General features: G+C 58.0%; 18 protein-coding genes and 1 pseudogene. 13 read left to right on the top strand and 6 right to left on the bottom strand.

Annotated elements, in window-relative coordinates; all coding sequences use genetic code 11:
• Nucleotides 1-40: 40 nt before the first annotated feature.
• Both K0H79_RS16655 and rraA read right to left on the bottom strand, forming a co-directional pair.
• Nucleotides 41-1,078: a formimidoylglutamase gene (locus K0H79_RS16655; protein ID WP_220065781.1), complete on the bottom strand. Its 1,038-nt coding sequence runs from the start codon at nucleotides 1,076-1,078 to the stop codon at nucleotides 41-43.
• 164 nt (nucleotides 1,079-1,242) lie between these two features.
• Nucleotides 1,243-1,728 (bottom strand): ribonuclease E activity regulator RraA, encoded by a 486-nt coding sequence (rraA, locus tag K0H79_RS16650; protein ID WP_011761307.1) that lies wholly within the window; start codon nucleotides 1,726-1,728, stop codon nucleotides 1,243-1,245.
• Nucleotides 1,729-2,068: 340 nt separating this feature from the next.
• Here rraA and K0H79_RS16645 point away from each other — a divergent pair, with 340 nt between their 5' ends.
• From K0H79_RS16645 to K0H79_RS16635, 3 genes are all read left to right on the top strand, one after another.
• Nucleotides 2,069-2,317 carry a YgjV family protein gene (locus tag K0H79_RS16645; RefSeq protein WP_203325083.1) on the top strand — a complete coding sequence of 83 codons (249 nt, stop codon included), beginning with the start codon at nucleotides 2,069-2,071 and terminating at the stop codon, nucleotides 2,315-2,317.
• A 105-nt stretch (nucleotides 2,318-2,422) separates the two neighbouring features.
• Complete coding sequence (locus K0H79_RS16640; RefSeq protein WP_220076551.1) at nucleotides 2,423-2,935, top strand: phosphatase PAP2 family protein; 513 nt, start codon at nucleotides 2,423-2,425, stop codon at nucleotides 2,933-2,935.
• A 19-nt stretch (nucleotides 2,936-2,954) separates the two neighbouring features.
• The gene (locus K0H79_RS16635) at nucleotides 2,955-3,995 is read left to right on the top strand and encodes an MJ1255/VC2487 family glycosyltransferase (protein ID WP_220076550.1); all 1,041 of its coding nucleotides are present in this window, start codon (nucleotides 2,955-2,957) and stop codon (nucleotides 3,993-3,995) included.
• Here the strand turns inward: K0H79_RS16635 and K0H79_RS16630 are convergent.
• The 4 genes from K0H79_RS16630 to arfB all read right to left on the bottom strand — a co-directional run bounded on the left by K0H79_RS16630 (nucleotide 3,963) and on the right by arfB (nucleotide 6,724).
• On the bottom strand, nucleotides 3,963-5,327 hold the full coding sequence (locus K0H79_RS16630; RefSeq protein ID WP_220076549.1) for an acetyl/propionyl/methylcrotonyl-CoA carboxylase subunit alpha: 1,365 nt from the start codon (nucleotides 5,325-5,327) through the stop codon (nucleotides 3,963-3,965). The genes K0H79_RS16635 and K0H79_RS16630 overlap by 33 nt on opposite strands.
• Nucleotides 5,317-5,739, bottom strand: coding sequence for an acetyl-CoA carboxylase biotin carboxyl carrier protein (gene accB / locus K0H79_RS16625; RefSeq protein WP_220078191.1), 423 nt, complete (start codon nucleotides 5,737-5,739; stop codon nucleotides 5,317-5,319). The genes K0H79_RS16630 and accB overlap by 11 nt, the downstream gene beginning before the upstream one ends.
• 5 nt (nucleotides 5,740-5,744) lie before the next feature.
• Nucleotides 5,745-6,200, bottom strand: a complete 456-nt coding sequence (gene aroQ / locus K0H79_RS16620) for a type II 3-dehydroquinate dehydratase (RefSeq protein ID WP_220076548.1) — start codon at nucleotides 6,198-6,200, stop codon at nucleotides 5,745-5,747.
• A gap of 110 nt (nucleotides 6,201-6,310) precedes the next feature.
• Nucleotides 6,311-6,724 carry an alternative ribosome rescue aminoacyl-tRNA hydrolase ArfB gene (arfB, locus tag K0H79_RS16615; protein ID WP_220065776.1) on the bottom strand — a complete coding sequence of 138 codons (414 nt, stop codon included), beginning with the start codon at nucleotides 6,722-6,724 and terminating at the stop codon, nucleotides 6,311-6,313.
• A gap of 90 nt (nucleotides 6,725-6,814) precedes the next feature.
• On the opposite strand from arfB, the gene K0H79_RS16610 reads away from it, so the two are divergent.
• The 10 genes and pseudogenes from K0H79_RS16610 (at nucleotide 6,815) to K0H79_RS19400 (ending at nucleotide 16,377) form a co-directional block, all read left to right on the top strand.
• Entirely contained in the window at nucleotides 6,815-7,186 is a 372-nt protein-coding gene (locus tag K0H79_RS16610) for an STAS/SEC14 domain-containing protein (RefSeq protein WP_220065775.1), read from the top strand.
• A 30-nt stretch (nucleotides 7,187-7,216) separates the two neighbouring features.
• Entirely contained in the window at nucleotides 7,217-7,393 is a 177-nt protein-coding gene (locus K0H79_RS16605; protein ID WP_011761298.1) for a DUF3012 domain-containing protein, read from the top strand.
• Between the two features lie 91 nt (nucleotides 7,394-7,484).
• Nucleotides 7,485-7,910 (top strand): hypothetical protein, encoded by a 426-nt coding sequence (locus tag K0H79_RS16600; protein ID WP_220076547.1) that lies wholly within the window; start codon nucleotides 7,485-7,487, stop codon nucleotides 7,908-7,910.
• Between the two features lie 329 nt (nucleotides 7,911-8,239).
• Nucleotides 8,240-8,386, top strand: coding sequence for a hypothetical protein (locus K0H79_RS16595; RefSeq protein ID WP_220076546.1), 147 nt, complete (start codon nucleotides 8,240-8,242; stop codon nucleotides 8,384-8,386).
• Nucleotides 8,383-9,603, top strand: coding sequence for an efflux RND transporter periplasmic adaptor subunit (locus tag K0H79_RS16590; protein WP_220076545.1), 1,221 nt, complete (start codon nucleotides 8,383-8,385; stop codon nucleotides 9,601-9,603). Before K0H79_RS16595 ends, K0H79_RS16590 begins: the two co-directional genes overlap by 4 nt.
• Nucleotides 9,604-9,745: 142 nt before the next feature.
• Nucleotides 9,746-12,946, top strand: coding sequence for an efflux RND transporter permease subunit (locus K0H79_RS16585; RefSeq protein ID WP_220076544.1), 3,201 nt, complete (start codon nucleotides 9,746-9,748; stop codon nucleotides 12,944-12,946).
• A gap of 124 nt (nucleotides 12,947-13,070) precedes the next feature.
• The gene (locus tag K0H79_RS16580; RefSeq protein WP_220076543.1) at nucleotides 13,071-14,342 is read left to right on the top strand and encodes a sensor histidine kinase KdpD; all 1,272 of its coding nucleotides are present in this window, start codon (nucleotides 13,071-13,073) and stop codon (nucleotides 14,340-14,342) included.
• Nucleotides 14,339-14,875 (top strand): response regulator transcription factor, encoded by a 537-nt coding sequence (locus K0H79_RS16575; protein WP_220076542.1) that lies wholly within the window; start codon nucleotides 14,339-14,341, stop codon nucleotides 14,873-14,875. The genes K0H79_RS16580 and K0H79_RS16575 overlap by 4 nt, the downstream gene beginning before the upstream one ends.
• A 275-nt stretch (nucleotides 14,876-15,150) precedes the next feature.
• Nucleotides 15,151-15,957 (top strand): annotated as a pseudogene (locus tag K0H79_RS19405) (methyl-accepting chemotaxis protein); the annotation flags it as partial.
• Between the two features lie 48 nt (nucleotides 15,958-16,005).
• Complete coding sequence (locus K0H79_RS19400) at nucleotides 16,006-16,377, top strand: CZB domain-containing protein (protein ID WP_408733399.1); 372 nt, start codon at nucleotides 16,006-16,008, stop codon at nucleotides 16,375-16,377.

Below are 16,377 nucleotides of genomic sequence, written 5' to 3'. Positions count from 1 at the left end.
TAATGAATAGCGCTGAAATCGTCTTGCCGATGGGGCCCGTTTAAGCCCCCAGCGCCAGGTGACGGCCGCGGATATAGGCGTAAACCAGCTCCGTAAGACTCTGCCCCGTCTCACGCAGACCCGCATCTTCACCGCTATCGTGGCAGGAAGGAGCGGCCTCGGCGAGGTGCAGATAGGCGCAATCGCAGTGACGGGCGATATGGCTGATGTACCTGGCGGCGTCCAGCAGGGGCACCCCGGCGGCGGTCATGGCGCTCGATGGCATATTGGCGATGGCATCCACGTCCAGCTCCAGCGCCACCGGCAGACCGGTTGCTCGCAGATTTTTGCCGATTTGTTTCAGGGCGTCATCGAGGCTCAGTTCGCCGCGCACCCATATTTGTTGCAGGGTATGCCAGCTGCCACCGAAGGCGGCCAGTTGCTCGAGATTGGCTTCGCTGTTTTTCAGCTCATGCAGACCCAGTACATGGTAAAAATCCAGCGCACCGCTGGCGGCAGCATAACTAAAGCCGTTGCCGCTGTGTCGACCCTCTCTCAGCCTAAAGTCGGAGTGTGGATCGAGGTTCACCGCAGCCGCCGGGCGGCCGAAGGCGTTTTTCACCGACATCAGCAAGCCGAAGGCGTTGTTGTGACCTCCGCCTATGACGATGGGCTCGAGCCCGGCTTCCATAATGGCACTGGCCACTTCGATAACCCGCTCATCCATGGCGGCAACGGCGGCTCTGAGGGCGTCTACATCGGCGTCTTCCCCGGGCAGCAGATCGCCAAAGTCCAACTGGCCCAACAGCAGGCAGTCATCACCCCGGTAAAAGCGGTTCGATTGCAGGTTAACCAGATACTTGAGCATGGCCTCAAAGGCATTGGTCGCACCACCACGGCCAAGGTTGGCGCGGGGGCCCGCATCTTCTCCCACACCCAGCAGTACAAACCGGGCGCCCTGGGTTTTGGCGGACTCAAGGATGGCGGCAAGGGTTGGGCCTTCGGGCAGCAAAAAGTGGTTACCCAGACGGGTTTCGCCGGGGCGCTTACCGAGGATGGGAGTCATGTCTTTGGCAGAAAAAACGATAAGGTGCTGCATAGGGGGTACATTCTTTGGCTTGTTTGCAGGTTATTGTGGCAAAGGGCGCGAAAAAGGCAACGGTCAAAGCGGCTGCCGGGTTGAGCTCCCTTGGATAACCTGGGGTTAAGGCATGAAAAAACCGGCCATTGGCCGGCTTTTTGCTGGATCAGAAGAGATATGGATTACTCGATATCCAGCGGCTCCGGAGAGAGAATAATGCCCGTGCTGTCGGCATAAATGTGGTCGCCGGGTAGGAAGGATACGCCGCCGAAATTGCAAGGTACATCGAGCTCGCCAATGCCGTTGTTGTCGGCTCCCACAGGGATGGATGCCAGCGCCTGAATACCGATATCCAGCTCTTCCAGGGCATCCACATCGCGCACGCTGCCGTAGACGATAATGCCTTCCCAGCCGTTGTTGACGCCAATTTCCGCCACTGCGGCATCAATCAGGGCGCGGCGCAGGGAGCCACCGCCATCGACCAGCAAGACTCGTCCTTCCCCATCTTCGGCCAACACATCGGCAATCAGCCCATTGTCTTCGAAACACTTGACTGTGCTGATGGCGCCACCGAATGAGCTAACACCACCGTAATTACTGAACATGGGCTCTACCACATCCACGACGTCCAGAAACATGTCACATAATTCTGAGGTGTTGTATTCCATAGTCATCTCCTGTTTCGGCCCAAATCAGGCGGTTAGGCTGCTCTACACTGAACTTAGGCCAGTATATAAGGGAATCTTGAAAAGAAAAGTGTTATCAATCACGGTATTGGCGAGCTTGGCCCCATAGCTGGTAATGTAGTTTAATTTCGTCATATCTAAACCCAATAGCGCAAAATTTTGACTTCTGTCATCATATAACGGTTTTTTATTACAGCTCTGTGGTGGCTTTTGTTACTATAGTCACCAGTCCCATTCCAGTTTCAATTAACAAATCGCTTTAGGGGCACGGACCCCCCAGTAAGCTCAGGGAAGGCAGAGGGCCTTATATCGAGGTGCCTTTATGGAAGCTTTGAACATGACTGAAATCGTTGGCTACATGGCCTCGGTGATGGTTGCTATCTCGCTGATGATGAAAGATATTATCTGGCTCAGATGGCTGAACTTCGTCGGCTGCAGCCTGTTTGTTGCCTACGGTGTTGCCATCACGGCCTGGCCTGTGGCGGGCATGAACGCTTTCGTTGCCTGTATCAACATTTACCATCTCTTCAAGATCTACCGCGCCAAGACGCAAAAGCCTGTTGTAGCCTGAGTTTCGCCCCGGCGAATGTCATAAAAGTGTCGGGTGGGTGTCACCTGCCCGTCACGCATCCCAGCTAGCATTCAAGACATCCTGGATAAGTCCTGTGGAGGCCGGATGCTGGCACACCTTGCCGAGTTTGACAGACGCAGTTATCTCCTCATCGTCGAGCGTGCCCGAGAGCACGGGTTGAACAAACCGGCCATGCTGGTCTCAGCTTCCGGCGATGGTCCCCTCTATCTCTACCTTTGCGTGGCCCTGATGCTGTTCGACAGCCGGGGAGAAGAGCTGTTCCGCCTGGCGCTGATTGCGTTTTTGCTGGAACTGCCCCTGTACCTGCTGCTGAAAAACAGTATCCGCCGTACCCGCCCATGCCACAGTGCCATAGGTCTGGGTTGCAGTTTTGAACCCTCGGATAAATTCAGTCTGCCGTCCGGTCACACGGCCGCAGCCTTCGTGATGGCCGGCGCCGTCGGCACTGTCTATCCCGTCGCCATATTGCCCCTGTATCTCTGGGCGTGCCTGATAGGCCTGTCCCGGGTGGCGCTGGGGGTCCATTACCCCATGGATATTCTGGCCGGGGCTGCCCTTGGCAGCCTGTCTGTGGTCTGGGTAAACGAATTCATTTGATAAGGATGTCATTGAAATCATGAAAATACTGTACGGAGTGCAGGGGACGGGTAATGGCCACTTGAGCCGGGCAAGGGTGATGGCCAAAGCCCTTGCCGAGCGCGGCGCCGAGGTTGATTACCTGTTCAGCGGCAGACCCAAATCGCAGTTTTTTGATATGGACATCTTCGGTGACTACCGGGTTGCCACCGGGCTGACCTTTGTCAGCAAGGCGGGACGCATCAGCTCGGTGGACACGGTGCGCCATAATCTCAGCTGCCGCTGGTGGCAGGATATTCGCGGCCTGGACCTCTCATCTTACGATCTGGTGCTCAACGATTTTGAGCCCGTGAGCGCCTGGGCAGCCCGGCGGCAAAAGGTGCCCTGTATTGGCATCAGCCATCAGGCGGCGCTGCGCTTTGATGTACCCAAGGTGGGCAACACCTGGTTTAACGAACGTTTGCTGGAATATTTTGCCCCCGTGGATGTGGCGCTTGGCTGCCACTGGCATCATTTCGGTTTCCCGCTGCTGCCGCCCTTTGTGGATGTGGGGGAAGTCAGTGAAGAGCATGGTCACGATATCCTTGTGTACCTGCCCTTCGAGGCTCCGGGCGATATCATCGACTTCCTGCGCCCCTTCGATAACTATCGGTTTTTGGTGTATCACGCCCAGTCTCCCAACGGCCCTGTGCCCGAGCACATACAGTGGCACGGCTTCTGCCGCGAGGGGTTTCGCCGTCATCTGGCCGAGGCCGGTGGTGTGGTGGCCAACGCGGGATTTGAGCTTGCCAGTGAGGCACTGACATTGGGGAAAAAACTGCTGGTAAAGCCGCTTATCGGGCAATTTGAGCAGCTTTCCAATGTGGCGGCATTACAGCTTTTGGGGGCAGCCCACAGCATGATGCACTTGAGCCGCGATGCCATGCGCTCCTGGCTTAAGTCAGCCAGCCCTGAGCCGGTGCGTTACCCCGCCGTGGGCGACGCCCTGGTGCAATGGATTGAGCAGGGAGAATGGCACAGGGGCGATCTGCTCAGTGAGCAGCTGTGGTCACAGGTGCGCCTGCCCGATACCTGGCGCTGAGAGTGCATCAACAAAATGAATGTCACGCTGCCAGGGCTGGAATGCGTCACATGCAATGAGTTGCAGGTGCAGGGATTTATTGATGGCGATCCCCTGAATCTCAAGCTCTGTCAGTGCCTGATGCAGGCGCGCCATGGCCTCTTCGCGGGTGGCTCCGTGGCAGATGAGTTTGCCAATCAGCGAGTCGTAAAAGGCAGGCACCCTTGCCCCGGGGAAGAGGTAGGAGTCCCACCGAACCCCTGGGCCGCCTGGTACCCTGAGCTGGGTTATCACCCCAGGTGAAGGCAACTGGCTGTAGGGGTCTTCGGCATTGATGCGACACTCTATGGCATGGCCCTGTACCTGTGGCGTTGGCGGCAGCGGCTGGCCGAGGGCTACTTTCAGCTGCCAGGCAATGAGATCCAGCCCGGTGACCATCTCGGTGACTGTATGCTCCACCTGAATGCGGGTGTTCATTTCGATAAAGAAAAATGCCCCGTCCTGATACAAAAACTCAAAGGTACCGAGGCCACGGTAGTTGAGGCTGCGACAGGCCTGTTCGCAGCGGCGCATCATTGATTCGATAAGGTCTCGGTCGATACCGGGGGCAGGCGCTTCTTCAATCAGCTTTTGATGACGGCGCTGGGCCGAGCAGTCCCGCTCGCCAAGACACAGCGCAGCTTCGCCATCGGCCAGCATCTGAAATTCAATATGGCGAGGATGGGTAAGAAATTTTTCCAGATACAGGGTGTCGTCGCCAAAGGCCGCCTGAGCTTCGCTGCGGGTAAGGGCGATGGATGCAGCCAGCTCTTCTGCCGAGTCGACCCGGCGCATTCCCCTGCCACCGCCACCGGCACTGGCCTTGATAAGCAACGGATAACCTATGTCGGCGGTGAGGGCCTCAATAGCGGCCATGTCTTGATTCAGCGCCCCATCTGAGCCCGGCAGAGTAGGAATGCCCACAGCCTTCATGGCCTTGATGGCACTGACCTTATCGCCCATGGTGGCGATGGTGTCGGCGTCAGGCCCCAGAAACACCAGGCCCGCCTCTGTGACTGCACGGGCAAACTCGGCCCGCTCGGCCAAAAAGCCGTACCCCGGGTGTATGGCGTCGGCGGCCGTGAGTTTGGCGGCTTCCAATAGGGCGTTGATATTGAGGTAGCTGTGTTTGGCCGCCGCCGGGCCTATGCAGAGGCTGTGGGTTGCCAGCAGGGTGTGCAGCGCGCCCTTGTCGGCGCTGGAATAGATGGCAACGGTTTCCAGCCCCAGCTGATGGCAGGCACGGATAATCCGCACCGCGATTTCACCGCGATTGGCCACCAGCACCCGTTTAAAGCGGGCCTCAGTCGGCATCACCAATCACAAACAGGGGCTGGTCGAATTCCACGGCCGTGCCGTTTTCTACCAGAATCGCTTTCACAATCCCGGCGCGGTCGGCGGCAATTTGGTTCATCATTTTCATGGCTTCAATCACCGCGAGAGTATCGCCCACGGCCACCTCTGTGCCCAGCTCCACAAAGGGGCGAGCCTCGGGGCTGGGGGCGCGGTAAAAGGTGCCCACCATGGGAGAGAGCACTCTGTGGCCTGATTCACGGGCCTGAGCTGAGCTGGTTGCTTTGGGGCTTGTCTCAGTTGTCACCGTCTGCGGTGGCAGATTGCCATGGCGGATGATGCGTACCGACTCTTCGCCTTCTTTTACTTCCAGCTCATTGATGCCCGACTCCTGCACCAGCTCAATCAGCTTTTTGATTTTTCGCAAATCCATGGCCATCAGTTGCTCCCTTTAAGCCGCTCCGTTGCCGCTTCGAGTGCCAGCGAGTAGCCTTTGGGGCCCAGTCCCATAATCACGCCAACGGCCTTATCTGAAAAATACGAATGATGACGGAAGGGCTCCCGGGCATGGACGTTGGACAGGTGCACCTCAATAAAGGGCAGGGCAACCCCGAGCAGGGCATCCCGCAGTGCCACACTGGTGTGGGTAAAGGCGGCGGGATTGATAATCACAAAATCCGCATCCGTGTTATGGATGGCGTCAATCAGCACATGCTCGGCATTGGACTGAATATGCTCGAGTGTCACCCCCAGGGCGGTTGCCTGTGATTCCAGTCCGGCGACAATTTGCGTCAGGGTTTGGCTGCCATACACACCCGGCTCGCGCCTTCCCAATAAATTGAGGTTGGGGCCGTTAATCAGCAATACCTTGGGAGCAGTTTGGTTGGCAGTCATGGGTATCCTTTTTGTCAGTTATCGACATGTTGAACTCAATAAGGCCCAATATCGCCAAACTTGCCTGCATTTTCAATGCAATTAATCTTAAGCAGGCAGGAAAGCGTTTTTCAGTAACTGACCTTGCCGCGCATGGCCTTGGTGGACGCTCGCTGCTTTTTGGTATCGACCCGGCGCTTCTGGCTGGCGCGGGTGGCCTTGGTGGGAATACGCTTTTTTTGAACCTGATTGACCGACTGCACCAGGGCGATAAATTGCGCCAGCGCGGTTTCGCGGTTGGCCTCCTGGCTGCGGCTCTCCTGACACTTAATGATGATTTTGCCGCTTTGGGTGATGCGATGGTCGCTCCTGGCCAGCAGCTTTTCTTTGTAAAACTCCGGCAATGACGAGGCGTGGATATCGAAGATAAGCTGGGCGCAGGTGGAGACCTTATTCACGTTCTGGCCACCGGCACCACTGGAGCGGATGAACTGCCATTCGATTTCCTGGTCCTGAAGTTGAACGCGCTGTGAGATTGTGATCATGGCCTAAGTTTTGGCTTAATGTGAGCGGAAAGAATTTGTTATTATCGGCAACCTCGGCATATGGCCGAGCCTGCCCCAGGGAGAACCTCTATGTTATGCCAGATCCCCGAGATTGCTAAGGGCGTAATCAGTCTTTTTGCCAGCGGCCGCATCACGGCCCAGGATTATCGCACCCACTTGCAGCCGGCCATCAAGCGCTATCGGGAGGATTGGGGCCAGGTCTGTTTGTATATTGAGGCCGACGTACTGCTGGAAGGCTGGGAGCAAGCTTCCCTGTCCGGCGCCGGTGAGGTACAGTTACCCCCGTTCGATGCCTTGGTGTTTGTGGGCGGTCCCGATTGGGTCGGTAATGCCATTCGACTGCTGGGCCCCTTTGTGGCCGGTGAAATTGCCTGGTTTCCCCTGCAGGATAAGGCGAAAGCCATTAGCTGGATCCGAAAGCGATCGCTGATCAAGGTATGAAAAATCAATATATTACAAGGAAGCGCTACAATGAATAAGCTGACACTGGCCAAGATCGCCGCCGCTCTGACTCTGGTTGCCGGCCTTGCCGCCTGTGCCCCCGAAGTGGGCAGTGAAGCCTGGTGTAAAAAGATGGAAGACAAGCCAAAGGGCGACTGGACTGCCAACGAGGCATCCGATTACGCCAAACACTGCGTCTTCAGGTAAGCATGTCAGTAGCCGGGGAACTGTCTCAGATTTCCCCGGTCTTATTTTTGTCTCTAGTTTCTGATGATGCCTGCCCAAGCCGAGGATTGATTTGGTTCGTTTCTCCCTCAACACACTGCACAGACTGAGCCTGATGTTGCTGGCCGTGGTGGCACTGCAATTTGCAGGAGCCAACCTGGGCGCGCACCAGTTGCACGCCGGCAGTGCCGATGAGGAAGCGCTTAATCACAGCCACCTGACCTTTCTGGCCGAGGTGACCTCCATCGGTGAGTGTATTGAATGCACCTGCCCAGCGGAAATCCTTGCCAGCGACACGCATCAACACCACAAGGTTGAAAAGACCGAGCTGAAACAGCTGGATCTTTGTCTCGATTGCCATTGCCATGGCGGTCATCCAAGCCTGGTGGCAGACCTGGCCAATCTCGATTATCACTCCCATACCACCCAGGTAAAGGGTCATGAGTCTGACTACCTCTCGATAGTGGGCCGCCCCGACTACCGCCCCCCTATTGCCTGAGCCTGACATTCTCAGGAAAGAAGACCGCTCTCAGCCCTGCTGAGTGATGCAGCCTCGCTCTGCGTCGCCTGCGTGTGACTTTTCGCACCTGCTGATTTGTGCCACTGGTCGTTGTGGCTATCGCTTTCGCGGGTTGCCGCAATTGCCATCAGGTTCGAAAGGGCTGTGGCAAAGGCAATCAGCAAGCACCGCCTGAAACCGGCCTGTGGCACATGAGTCGCCACGGCTCAGTGCAGGCGTTGGTTGCCAAAGGTCATCTTCTTTCCCCATGACTTAACCGCCCTGACGGCGCGTTAACCGACTTTGTCACTTTTTATTCAGGACTCTGTATGCACCAGACCTTACTTGCGACCGCCCTCTTGGCATCGCCCGGCAGCGCTTTGCTCATTGAAAAACTCAAGCTGACCTTTACCTGCAACACCAATCACGACGCAGACACTGACTCCAGTACCGGGACATTGGAGGCGAGGGTATGAAATCCATTTTCTTCAGTAAATCAGTTATCAGCGGAGCAAACGCCATGTCTGCCATGAATACCAACACTTACTTATCGGCACTGGCGTTCGCCGCTGCACTTGCATTCGCTTTACCTGTGTCACTGCCCGCCTGGGCAGGTGATGGCCATGGTCACGGTGCGGCACAAGGCGTCACCGAAACCGAAGACACCCATGACGAAGACAAGGCGTTAAAGCTCAGTCAGACCCAGCGCGACCTTGCCGGTATTCGGGTCGAAACCCTGTCGGCCACAGGCTTTGATTTAAGCGCCGTGGCCACCGCCAGCCTGGTGGTGGACCGTGACCGCACCATTACCCTGGCGCCACAGCTTGAGATGCGGGTGCTCGAGCGCCACGTGGTACCGGGGCAGGAGGTAAAGCAGGGTGAGCCTTTGCTCACCCTCGGCGGCGCCGCCATCGCCCAGGCCCAGGCCGATTATATCAATGCCGCCACCGAATGGAGCCGCATCAGCCGTATGGGCGAAAGCGCCGTGAGTCAATCCCGCAGGCTGCAGGCACGGGTAGATTACGAGCTTAAGCGCGCCGTTCTCGAGTCCATCAAGATGACGCCTCAGCAAATCAAAGCGCTGGAAGCGGCGCCGGGCAGCATCGGCAACTTCAAGTTGCTGGCGCCCATTAAGGGCCGGGTGCAGCAGGATGTGGCCAGTCGTGGTCAGGTGCTGGCGGCCGGCTCGCCGCTGATGCAACTGACCGATGAGTCCTTCCTGTGGGTGGAGGCCGAGCTGACGCCGGTGCAGTCCCGCGGTCTTGCCATGGGCAGCGATGCACGGGTGAGCGTATCGGGTAAGTGGCTTGAGGCGAAGGTGATTGGCCGCTCCCACGAGCTTAACCCCATCACCCGTACCGAGCAGGTGCTGCTGTCGATGGCAAACCCCGGCCATGAAGTGCATGCCGGTGAGTTTGCCGAGCTGCTTTTGCCCCAGCAAGTCAATCATCAGGGCGGCCAACAGGGAATAGTGCTGCCGGACTCGGCCCTGAGTCGCAGTAGCGATGGCGACTGGCAGGTGTTTGTGGAAGACGCCGACGGCTTTGAGGCGGTGGAAGTGCAAATCGAATCCCGCGCCCGAGGCCTGAATCTGGTGAAGGGGATTGAGCCCGGCAGCGCCGTGGTGATGTCCGGTGCCTTCTTCCTGGCCTCCGAGCTGGCCAAATCTGGTTTTGATATCCACAACCACTGATAAGAGGGCGAGCGATGCTGCTGAAATACATGAATAAAGTGGTTTGTTTAAACCCAGGTGGACCGGATATGTCTCCAGCGTTTGGGCCAAGTCTGGATTCGCTTTTTGCGAACAGCGACAACCACTGATAAGAGGGCAAGCCATGCTACAGAAACTCATAGAGCGGGCGGTGCGAAGCCGTCTGATAGTGCTCATCTTTTTGATAGCCGCCATGGCAGCTGCTGCCGTGATGCTGCCGAGGTTGAATCTGGATGCCTTTCCCGATGTGACCAACGTGCAGGTACAGGTGAATACCGCGGCCGAGGGGCTTGCCGCCGAAGAGGTGGAAAAGCTCATCAGCTATCCGGTGGAATCGGCCATGTATGCCCTGCCTTCGGTGACCGAAGTGCGCTCTTTGTCGCGCACCGGGCTTTCCATTGTGACCGTGGTGTTTGAAGAAGGCACCGACATCTACTTTGCCCGTCAGCAGGTGTTTGAGCAGCTGCAGGCAGCAAGGGAGACTATTCCCGACGGCGTGGGGGTGCCGGAGATTGGCCCCAACACCTCGGGCCTTGGGCAGATTTACCAGTACATTCTGCGGGCTGCGCCCGAGTCCGGCATAGCGCCTGACGAGCTTCGCAGCCTCAACGACTATCTGGTGAAGCTCATCATAATGCCGGTGGGCGGCGTGACCGATGTGCTCTCGTTCGGTGGAGAGGTGCGCCAGTATCAGGTGCAGGTCGACCCGGCCAAGCTGCTCTCTTATGGCCTCAAACTGGACGATGTGACCAGGGCGCTGGAAGGCAATAACCGTAACGCCGGTGGCTGGTTTATGGCCAAGGGCCAGGAGCAGCTGGTGGTGCGTGGCTACGGCCTCTTACCTGCCGGTGAGGCCGGGCTTGATGCCATTGCGCAAATTCCGCTGACCGAATGGCAGGGCACGCCGGTGCGGATTATGGATGTGGCCAGGGTTGCCTTTGGCAGTGAAATCCGTGTCGGTGCCGTGACCATGACCCGCCGTGATGAAGCCGGTCGCCCTGAGCCACTGGGTGAAGTGGTGGCAGGGGTAATTTTGAAGCGCATGGGCGCCAACACCAAGGCGACCATCGATGACATCAACAGCCGCACTGCCCTTATTCAGCAGGCGTTGCCGGATGGGGTGACTTTCGAGGTGTTCTACGACCAGTCGGATTTGGTCACCAAGGCGGTGACCACGGTGCGCGACGCCCTGCTGCTGGCCTTCGTGTTTATTGTGGCTGTGCTGGCGCTGTTTTTGGTGAATGTGCGTGCTACCGCGCTGGTGCTCTTGTCGATCCCGGTTTCCATCGCCCTTGCGCTGATGGTGATGTCTTACTTTGGCATGTCGGCCAACCTCATGTCCCTTGGCGGCCTTGCCGTAGCCATTGGTATGTTGGTGGATGGCTCTGTGGTGATGGTGGAGAACATTTTCCGCCACCTCACCCAGCCTGAAGGCCGGATTGATGACGGTCAGCCGACCGACCCGGGCCTCAGCGAAGAAGACGCCCACCGTGAAGGCGGCTATGGCGGCATTGCCATGCGTATCTTGCAGGCGGCGCGGGAGGTGTGCAGCCCGATTTTCTTCGCAACCCTGATTATTATCGTGGTGTTTGCGCCGCTGTTTGCCCTCGAAGGGGTGGAAGGCAAGCTGTTCCAACCGATGGCGGTCAGCATCATTCTGGCCATGCTGTCGGCATTGATGGTGGCGCTGGTGGTGGTGCCTGCACTGGCGGTATACCTGTTTCGCCGTGGCGTGCATCTGCGCCAAAGCCCGCTGCTTACCCCCATCGATAAAGGCTACCGCCGGGTGCTGGGCGCGGTCATGGCGCGTCCCAAAACCGTGGGTATTACAGCACTTGTGCTGTTTGGACTCAGCATGGCGCTGTTGCCAAGGCTTGGCACCGAGTTTGTGCCCGAGCTTGAAGAAGGCACCATCAACCTGAGGGTAACCCTGGCGCCCACTGCAAGCCTGGAGACCTCGCTGATGGTAGCGCCCAAGCTTGAAGCCATGCTGCTGGAATTTCCCGAGGTGGATTATGCGCTGTCGCGTATCGGTGCCCCTGAGCTTGGCGGCGACCCAGAGCCTGTGAGCAACATCGAAATCTACATCGGCCTTAAGCCCATCGATGAGTGGCAGTCTGCCGCGAGCCGCGCCGAGCTGCAGCGACTGATGGAAGAAAAGCTGTCGGTGTTCCCGGGCCTGCTGTTTACCTTCTCTCAGCCAATTGCCACCCGGGTGGATGAGCTGTTATCCGGCGTAAAAGCCCAGCTTGCCATCAAGCTGTTTGGCCCGGACTTGGATGTGCTGGCCGAAAAAGGTCAGCAGCTTTCGGATCTGGTGTCAAAGGTGCCCGGCGCCGTGGATGTGTCGCTTGAGCAGGTGAGCGGTGAAGCTCAGCTGGTGGTGCGCCCGGACCGCGCCCGTCTGGCGCGCTACGGTATCAGCGTGGATGAGGTGATGAACCTTGTCAGTACCGGCATTGGCGGCAGCGCCGCCGGACAGGTGATTGACGGCAACGCCCGCTACGACATCAATGTGCGCCTTAAGGCCGACACCCGCGCCAGCGCCGATGCCATAGCGGATCTCTTGCTGGTTGGTGCCAACGGTGCCCGGGTACGCCTGGGCGAAGTGGCCGATGTGGTGGTGGAAATGGCGCCGCCCAACATTCGCCGCGACGATGTGCAGCGCCGGGTGGTGGTGCAGGCTAACGTCTCCGGCCGCGATATGGGCTCGGTGGTGAAAGACATCTACGCTTTGGTGCCGGAAGCCCAGCTGCCGCCGGGCTATACCGTGAGTGTTGGCGGCCAGTACGAAAACCAGCAGCGGGCCCAGGCCAGGCTGATGCTGGTGGTGCCAGTATCCATCGGCTTGATTGCACTCCTGCTGTACTTCTCCTTCGGCGCGCTCAAGCAAGTGGGGCTCATCATGGCCAACGTGCCGCTGGCGCTGATTGGCGGCGTGGTGGCGCTCTATGTCAGCGGCACTTATCTGTCGGTGCCGAGCTCCATCGGTTTTATCACTCTGTTTGGCGTGGCCGTGCTCAATGGCGTGGTGCTGGTGGACTCCATCAATCAGCGCCGCGCAGGGGGTGAAAGCCTGTATCAGGCGGTGTACGAAGGCACGGCGGCGCGTCTGCGTCCTGTGCTGATGACGGCGCTGACCTCGGCGCTGGGGCTGATTCCGATTTTGCTCTCAACTGGTGTGGGCAGTGAAATTCAAAAGCCGCTGGCGGTGGTGATTATCGGCGGGCTGTTCAGCTCGACGGCCCTCACGCTGCTGGTACTGCCGACCCTGTATATGGCGCTGTATCGGCGCGATGAACGCGAACTCGAAGAGCCGGGCTGACCGCTGGTCGCAGGGCCGGGATCGCCAACGTTAAAGTCACTGCGGCAGATTTGTTCTGGCGCAGTGTCAGCGCCGCCCAAACTGGTTACACTGTTGGCGATTTTTGTATTTGCAAGGATGTCTTATGGTGCGGGGCTCACCTGTGTATTCACCGCTGGCCGCCAATCAGCTCATCACCCTCAGGGCGTTGGGATTGGTATTGCAATTGGTGCTGACCTTTTTTGGCGCCGACGCCTTTGGGCTCTCGCTGCAGCAGGGCGCCCTCGTGTATATCTTTGGCCTCGAACTGCTGTTTCTGGGGCTGACACTCAAGCTAAGGCATGCCCTGGTGCTCAGTGCCCCCGGGCTTTTTCTGAGTCTCCTTATCGACACCCTGCTGTGGATTTCCTGGCTGTATTTCAGCGGTGGGGCTACCAATGCCTTTATATCCCTGTTGTTGCTGCCCATTGCAATTGCTGCCGTGACCCTGCCTTCCTGGGCGCCATGGACCCTGGCAGCCATTACGACCCTTGCCTATAGCCTGATGTTGTATGCCGTGCCTGCCATGGAGGCGGGTCACCATGAGCATGGGGGCCACATGGAGGCTGGCAGTATGGCCTCTCATTACGTGGGTATGTGGTTTAACTTTTTACTCAGTGCCCTGGTGCTCACCACCAGTGTGGCCCTGATAGCGAGAAGGCTCAGGCAAACCGACGCAGAGCTGGCGGCGCTGCGTGAGTCTCAGCTTCGCCAGGAACAGCTGATTGCCCTGGGCACTGCATCGGCGCAGATGAGCCATCAGCTCGCCACGCCCCTGGCAAGCCTGAGATTATTGTTGGATGAAGTGGCCGAGGGAGAGACCGAGCCCCAGCTGGTATCGGAAATGGATCTCGCCCTGACGCGCTGTGAAACAAGCCTCAATAGCCTCAGAGAGGCGACCGAAGCCATTCGTGAGCGCAAGCTTACGGTGGTCAGTGCCGGGCAGCTTGTGCACTTACTCAAGCAGCAGGTATTGCTGCTGATGCCGGACGTGGTGCTGGATATCAGCCTCAGCGACGAAGTGGCCACCGCACGACTGCCAACGGATGTGAGCTTACTGCCGTCTTTGTTGGCGTTGGTGGACAATGGCGCCAGGGCCTCCAAAAAACAGGGTGGCGAGGCGCGGGTATGGCTCAGCGCCCGTTTGGTGAATGACACCTGTATTCGCCTGGATATACGTGATGCCGGCCCCGGAATCGATGCTCAAAAACTCACGGCCCTTGGCGCCAGGCCCGTTTCGAGCGAGCAGGGGCTGGGGATGGCACTGATGCTCAGCCATGCCAGCCTCGAGCGTCTCGGCGGCGAGCTGCATTTGGGGAACCTGCCCGAAGGTGGCTGCCTTGCCAGTGTGCGCTTGCCTTTGGAGCAAAGCGCATGATTCCAACGCCTAAACTGCTGATTATTGAAGATGATATGGCCTATGGTGCCGTGCTCAGTCGCCGTATGAGCCGCCAGGGTTTTGAGTGTCGTCACGTCAGTGAGCCAACGGATGCACTCCTGTGTGCCCGCCAGTGGCATCCAAGCCATGTGTTGCTGGACATGAAGCTTGAAGACAGCAACGGCCTCAAGCTGCTGCCGCCACTGCGGGGCAGCTTGCCCCAGGCCACCATAGTGCTGCTGACTGGCTTTGCCAGCATTGCCACTGCGGTGGAGGCGGTCAAGGCCGGTGCCGATAATTATCTCGCCAAGCCCGCCGACACCCGTACCCTGATGGCAGCCTTAATGCCAGGCGAAGCTGTGCCCGGCGATGACGCCGAGCCGGAAGAAGCACCTATGAATCCAAGACGGCTCGAATGGGAGCATTTACAGCAGGTGTTGTCTGCCAACGAAGGCAATGTGTCAGCCACGGCACGTCAGCTCGGTATGCACAGGCGTACCCTGCAGCGAAAGCTCGCCAAAAAGCCGGCATAAGGCAAAGCTGGTTTGGTTCCTGAGTTGCTGTGCAGAAACGAAACCCATGGGATTTAAAGGAACATAAAAAAATCCCCGGGCGGCATTCCCCGGGGTGGTTCATCAGAGTGGAAGTCTGGCTGTATCTCCGTTGACGGCAAGTTTGCCTGCCGAAGATGTCAGGGCCATGATGAGAAAGCACCTGACGCTTGAACCCAAGCCGGGCAGAGGCCCGTGCGCGATATTCAGAACCGTCACAGGGTGTGTTTTCTGTGTCGGTACCCTTTGCATTCTTGATGGTGGTGACCCCCGAGTGCAAAGGGAAACCTCAAAGGTGCGACAGTCTGTCGCAGTATTTGCCTCGCGCACCTGCAAAACCCTGGCAGATTGCCGATAATGGAATAGCGGTTTGTTATTTATTGTTTATTTTTGGGGGCATTATGTTTTTTGGGCGGCAGTTGAAGGAAGAAAACGCCTCGTTGAGGCAAAAGCTTAAAGAGCAGGACAGCCGCCATCAGGCTGAAATAGCAGAGCTCAAGCAGGTTATTGCCGATTTTGAGTCGGCGCAGCAGCTCTCGAGAGAACACCTGGACAACTTTTCTCAGGTCATTGCCTGTCAGAATCAGGGTGGCGACATGCTGCAAACTGTGCGCGATGCCCTGGCCGGCAACGCTGATGAATTGTTGCATGAGCGGGATGCGCTGCGTCAGGTGGATGCCCTGTTTTCGCAAACCCGCAGTGCAGTCGAGAGTCTGGGCAGTCGCGCCGAAGTCATCAATGAAGAGGCCGGTCGCAGCCGCGCTGCGGTGGAGCTCCTCGACACCACGACCTCGGCCATCAATCAGTTTGTTACCGCCATTCAGGGGATTTCAGAGCAAACTAACTTGTTGGCGTTGAATGCCGCCATTGAAGCCGCCCGTGCCGGTGAAGCCGGACGTGGTTTTGCCGTGGTGGCCGATGAGGTTCGTCAGCTGGCCAGCAAGGCCCACAGCGCCAGCAGCCAAATCGAGATGTTGGTCAGGCAAATCGTGTCTCAGGCGGCGGACATCAAGCAGATTATCGATGCCAATCAAAGCAGTGCCGCTGATGTAGCGACCTCCTCTGCCCAGATTTCCACCGTGGTGGCAGACGTTTTGACTCAAAGTCAGCAAATGCAGAAGGTGATTGAGCACTCGGCGATGATGGCGTTTTTGAACACCACCAAGCTGGATCATGCCGTGTGGAAATCTGAGATTTACCGCAAGCTGGAAAGGCAGGCGTTTCACGAGCATGTGAGCGACCATAAAGAGTGCCGTCTGGGTAAGTGGTACAGCCAGGGGCAGGGGGCCGAGCTGTATTCCCATGTGAGTGGTTACCGGGAGCTGGACGCCCCGCACCGCAGGGTGCACGAACAGGGCGCTGCAGCACTGGATGCCCGGCGCAAGGGCGACCTCAAGGCCATGGTGAATCATTTGGATGCCATGGAAGCCGCCAGTCTGCAGGTGGTGCACTGCATCGACAGGTTAATGAGCCAGCGCCATTAA

This window comes from Shewanella sp. FJAT-52076 (assembly GCF_019457455.1).
Taxonomy (GTDB): Bacteria; Pseudomonadota; Gammaproteobacteria; order Enterobacterales; family Shewanellaceae; genus Shewanella; species Shewanella zhangzhouensis.
The sequence above is the reverse complement of the archived record's forward strand: the minus strand, read 5'-3'. Positions and strand labels throughout refer to the sequence as shown.

Bases quoted from the DNA above. Each gene is read 5' to 3' on its own strand.
- K0H79_RS16655 (WP_220065781.1), bottom strand. From the start codon at position 1,078: ATGCAGCACCTTATCGTTTTTTCTGCCAAAGACATGACTCCCATCCTC.
- rraA (WP_011761307.1), bottom strand. From the start codon at position 1,728: ATGGAATACAACACCTCAGAATTATGTGACATGTTTCTGGACGTCGTG.
- K0H79_RS16645 (WP_203325083.1), top strand. From the start codon at position 2,069: ATGGAAGCTTTGAACATGACTGAAATCGTTGGCTACATGGCCTCGGTG.
- K0H79_RS16640 (WP_220076551.1), top strand. From the start codon at position 2,423: ATGCTGGCACACCTTGCCGAGTTTGACAGACGCAGTTATCTCCTCATC.
- K0H79_RS16635 (WP_220076550.1), top strand. From the start codon at position 2,955: ATGAAAATACTGTACGGAGTGCAGGGGACGGGTAATGGCCACTTGAGC.
- K0H79_RS16630 (WP_220076549.1), bottom strand. From the start codon at position 5,327: ATGCCGACTGAGGCCCGCTTTAAACGGGTGCTGGTGGCCAATCGCGGT.
- accB (WP_220078191.1), bottom strand. From the start codon at position 5,739: ATGGATTTGCGAAAAATCAAAAAGCTGATTGAGCTGGTGCAGGAGTCG.
- aroQ (WP_220076548.1), bottom strand. From the start codon at position 6,200: ATGACTGCCAACCAAACTGCTCCCAAGGTATTGCTGATTAACGGCCCC.
- arfB (WP_220065776.1), bottom strand. From the start codon at position 6,724: ATGATCACAATCTCACAGCGCGTTCAACTTCAGGACCAGGAAATCGAA.
- K0H79_RS16610 (WP_220065775.1), top strand. From the start codon at position 6,815: ATGTTATGCCAGATCCCCGAGATTGCTAAGGGCGTAATCAGTCTTTTT.
- K0H79_RS16605 (WP_011761298.1), top strand. From the start codon at position 7,217: ATGAATAAGCTGACACTGGCCAAGATCGCCGCCGCTCTGACTCTGGTT.
- K0H79_RS16595 (WP_220076546.1), top strand. From the start codon at position 8,240: ATGCACCAGACCTTACTTGCGACCGCCCTCTTGGCATCGCCCGGCAGC.
- K0H79_RS16590 (WP_220076545.1), top strand. From the start codon at position 8,383: ATGAAATCCATTTTCTTCAGTAAATCAGTTATCAGCGGAGCAAACGCC.
- K0H79_RS16585 (WP_220076544.1), top strand. From the start codon at position 9,746: ATGCTACAGAAACTCATAGAGCGGGCGGTGCGAAGCCGTCTGATAGTG.
- K0H79_RS16580 (WP_220076543.1), top strand. From the start codon at position 13,071: ATGGTGCGGGGCTCACCTGTGTATTCACCGCTGGCCGCCAATCAGCTC.
- K0H79_RS16575 (WP_220076542.1), top strand. From the start codon at position 14,339: ATGATTCCAACGCCTAAACTGCTGATTATTGAAGATGATATGGCCTAT.
- K0H79_RS19400 (WP_408733399.1), top strand. From the start codon at position 16,006: ATGCAGAAGGTGATTGAGCACTCGGCGATGATGGCGTTTTTGAACACC.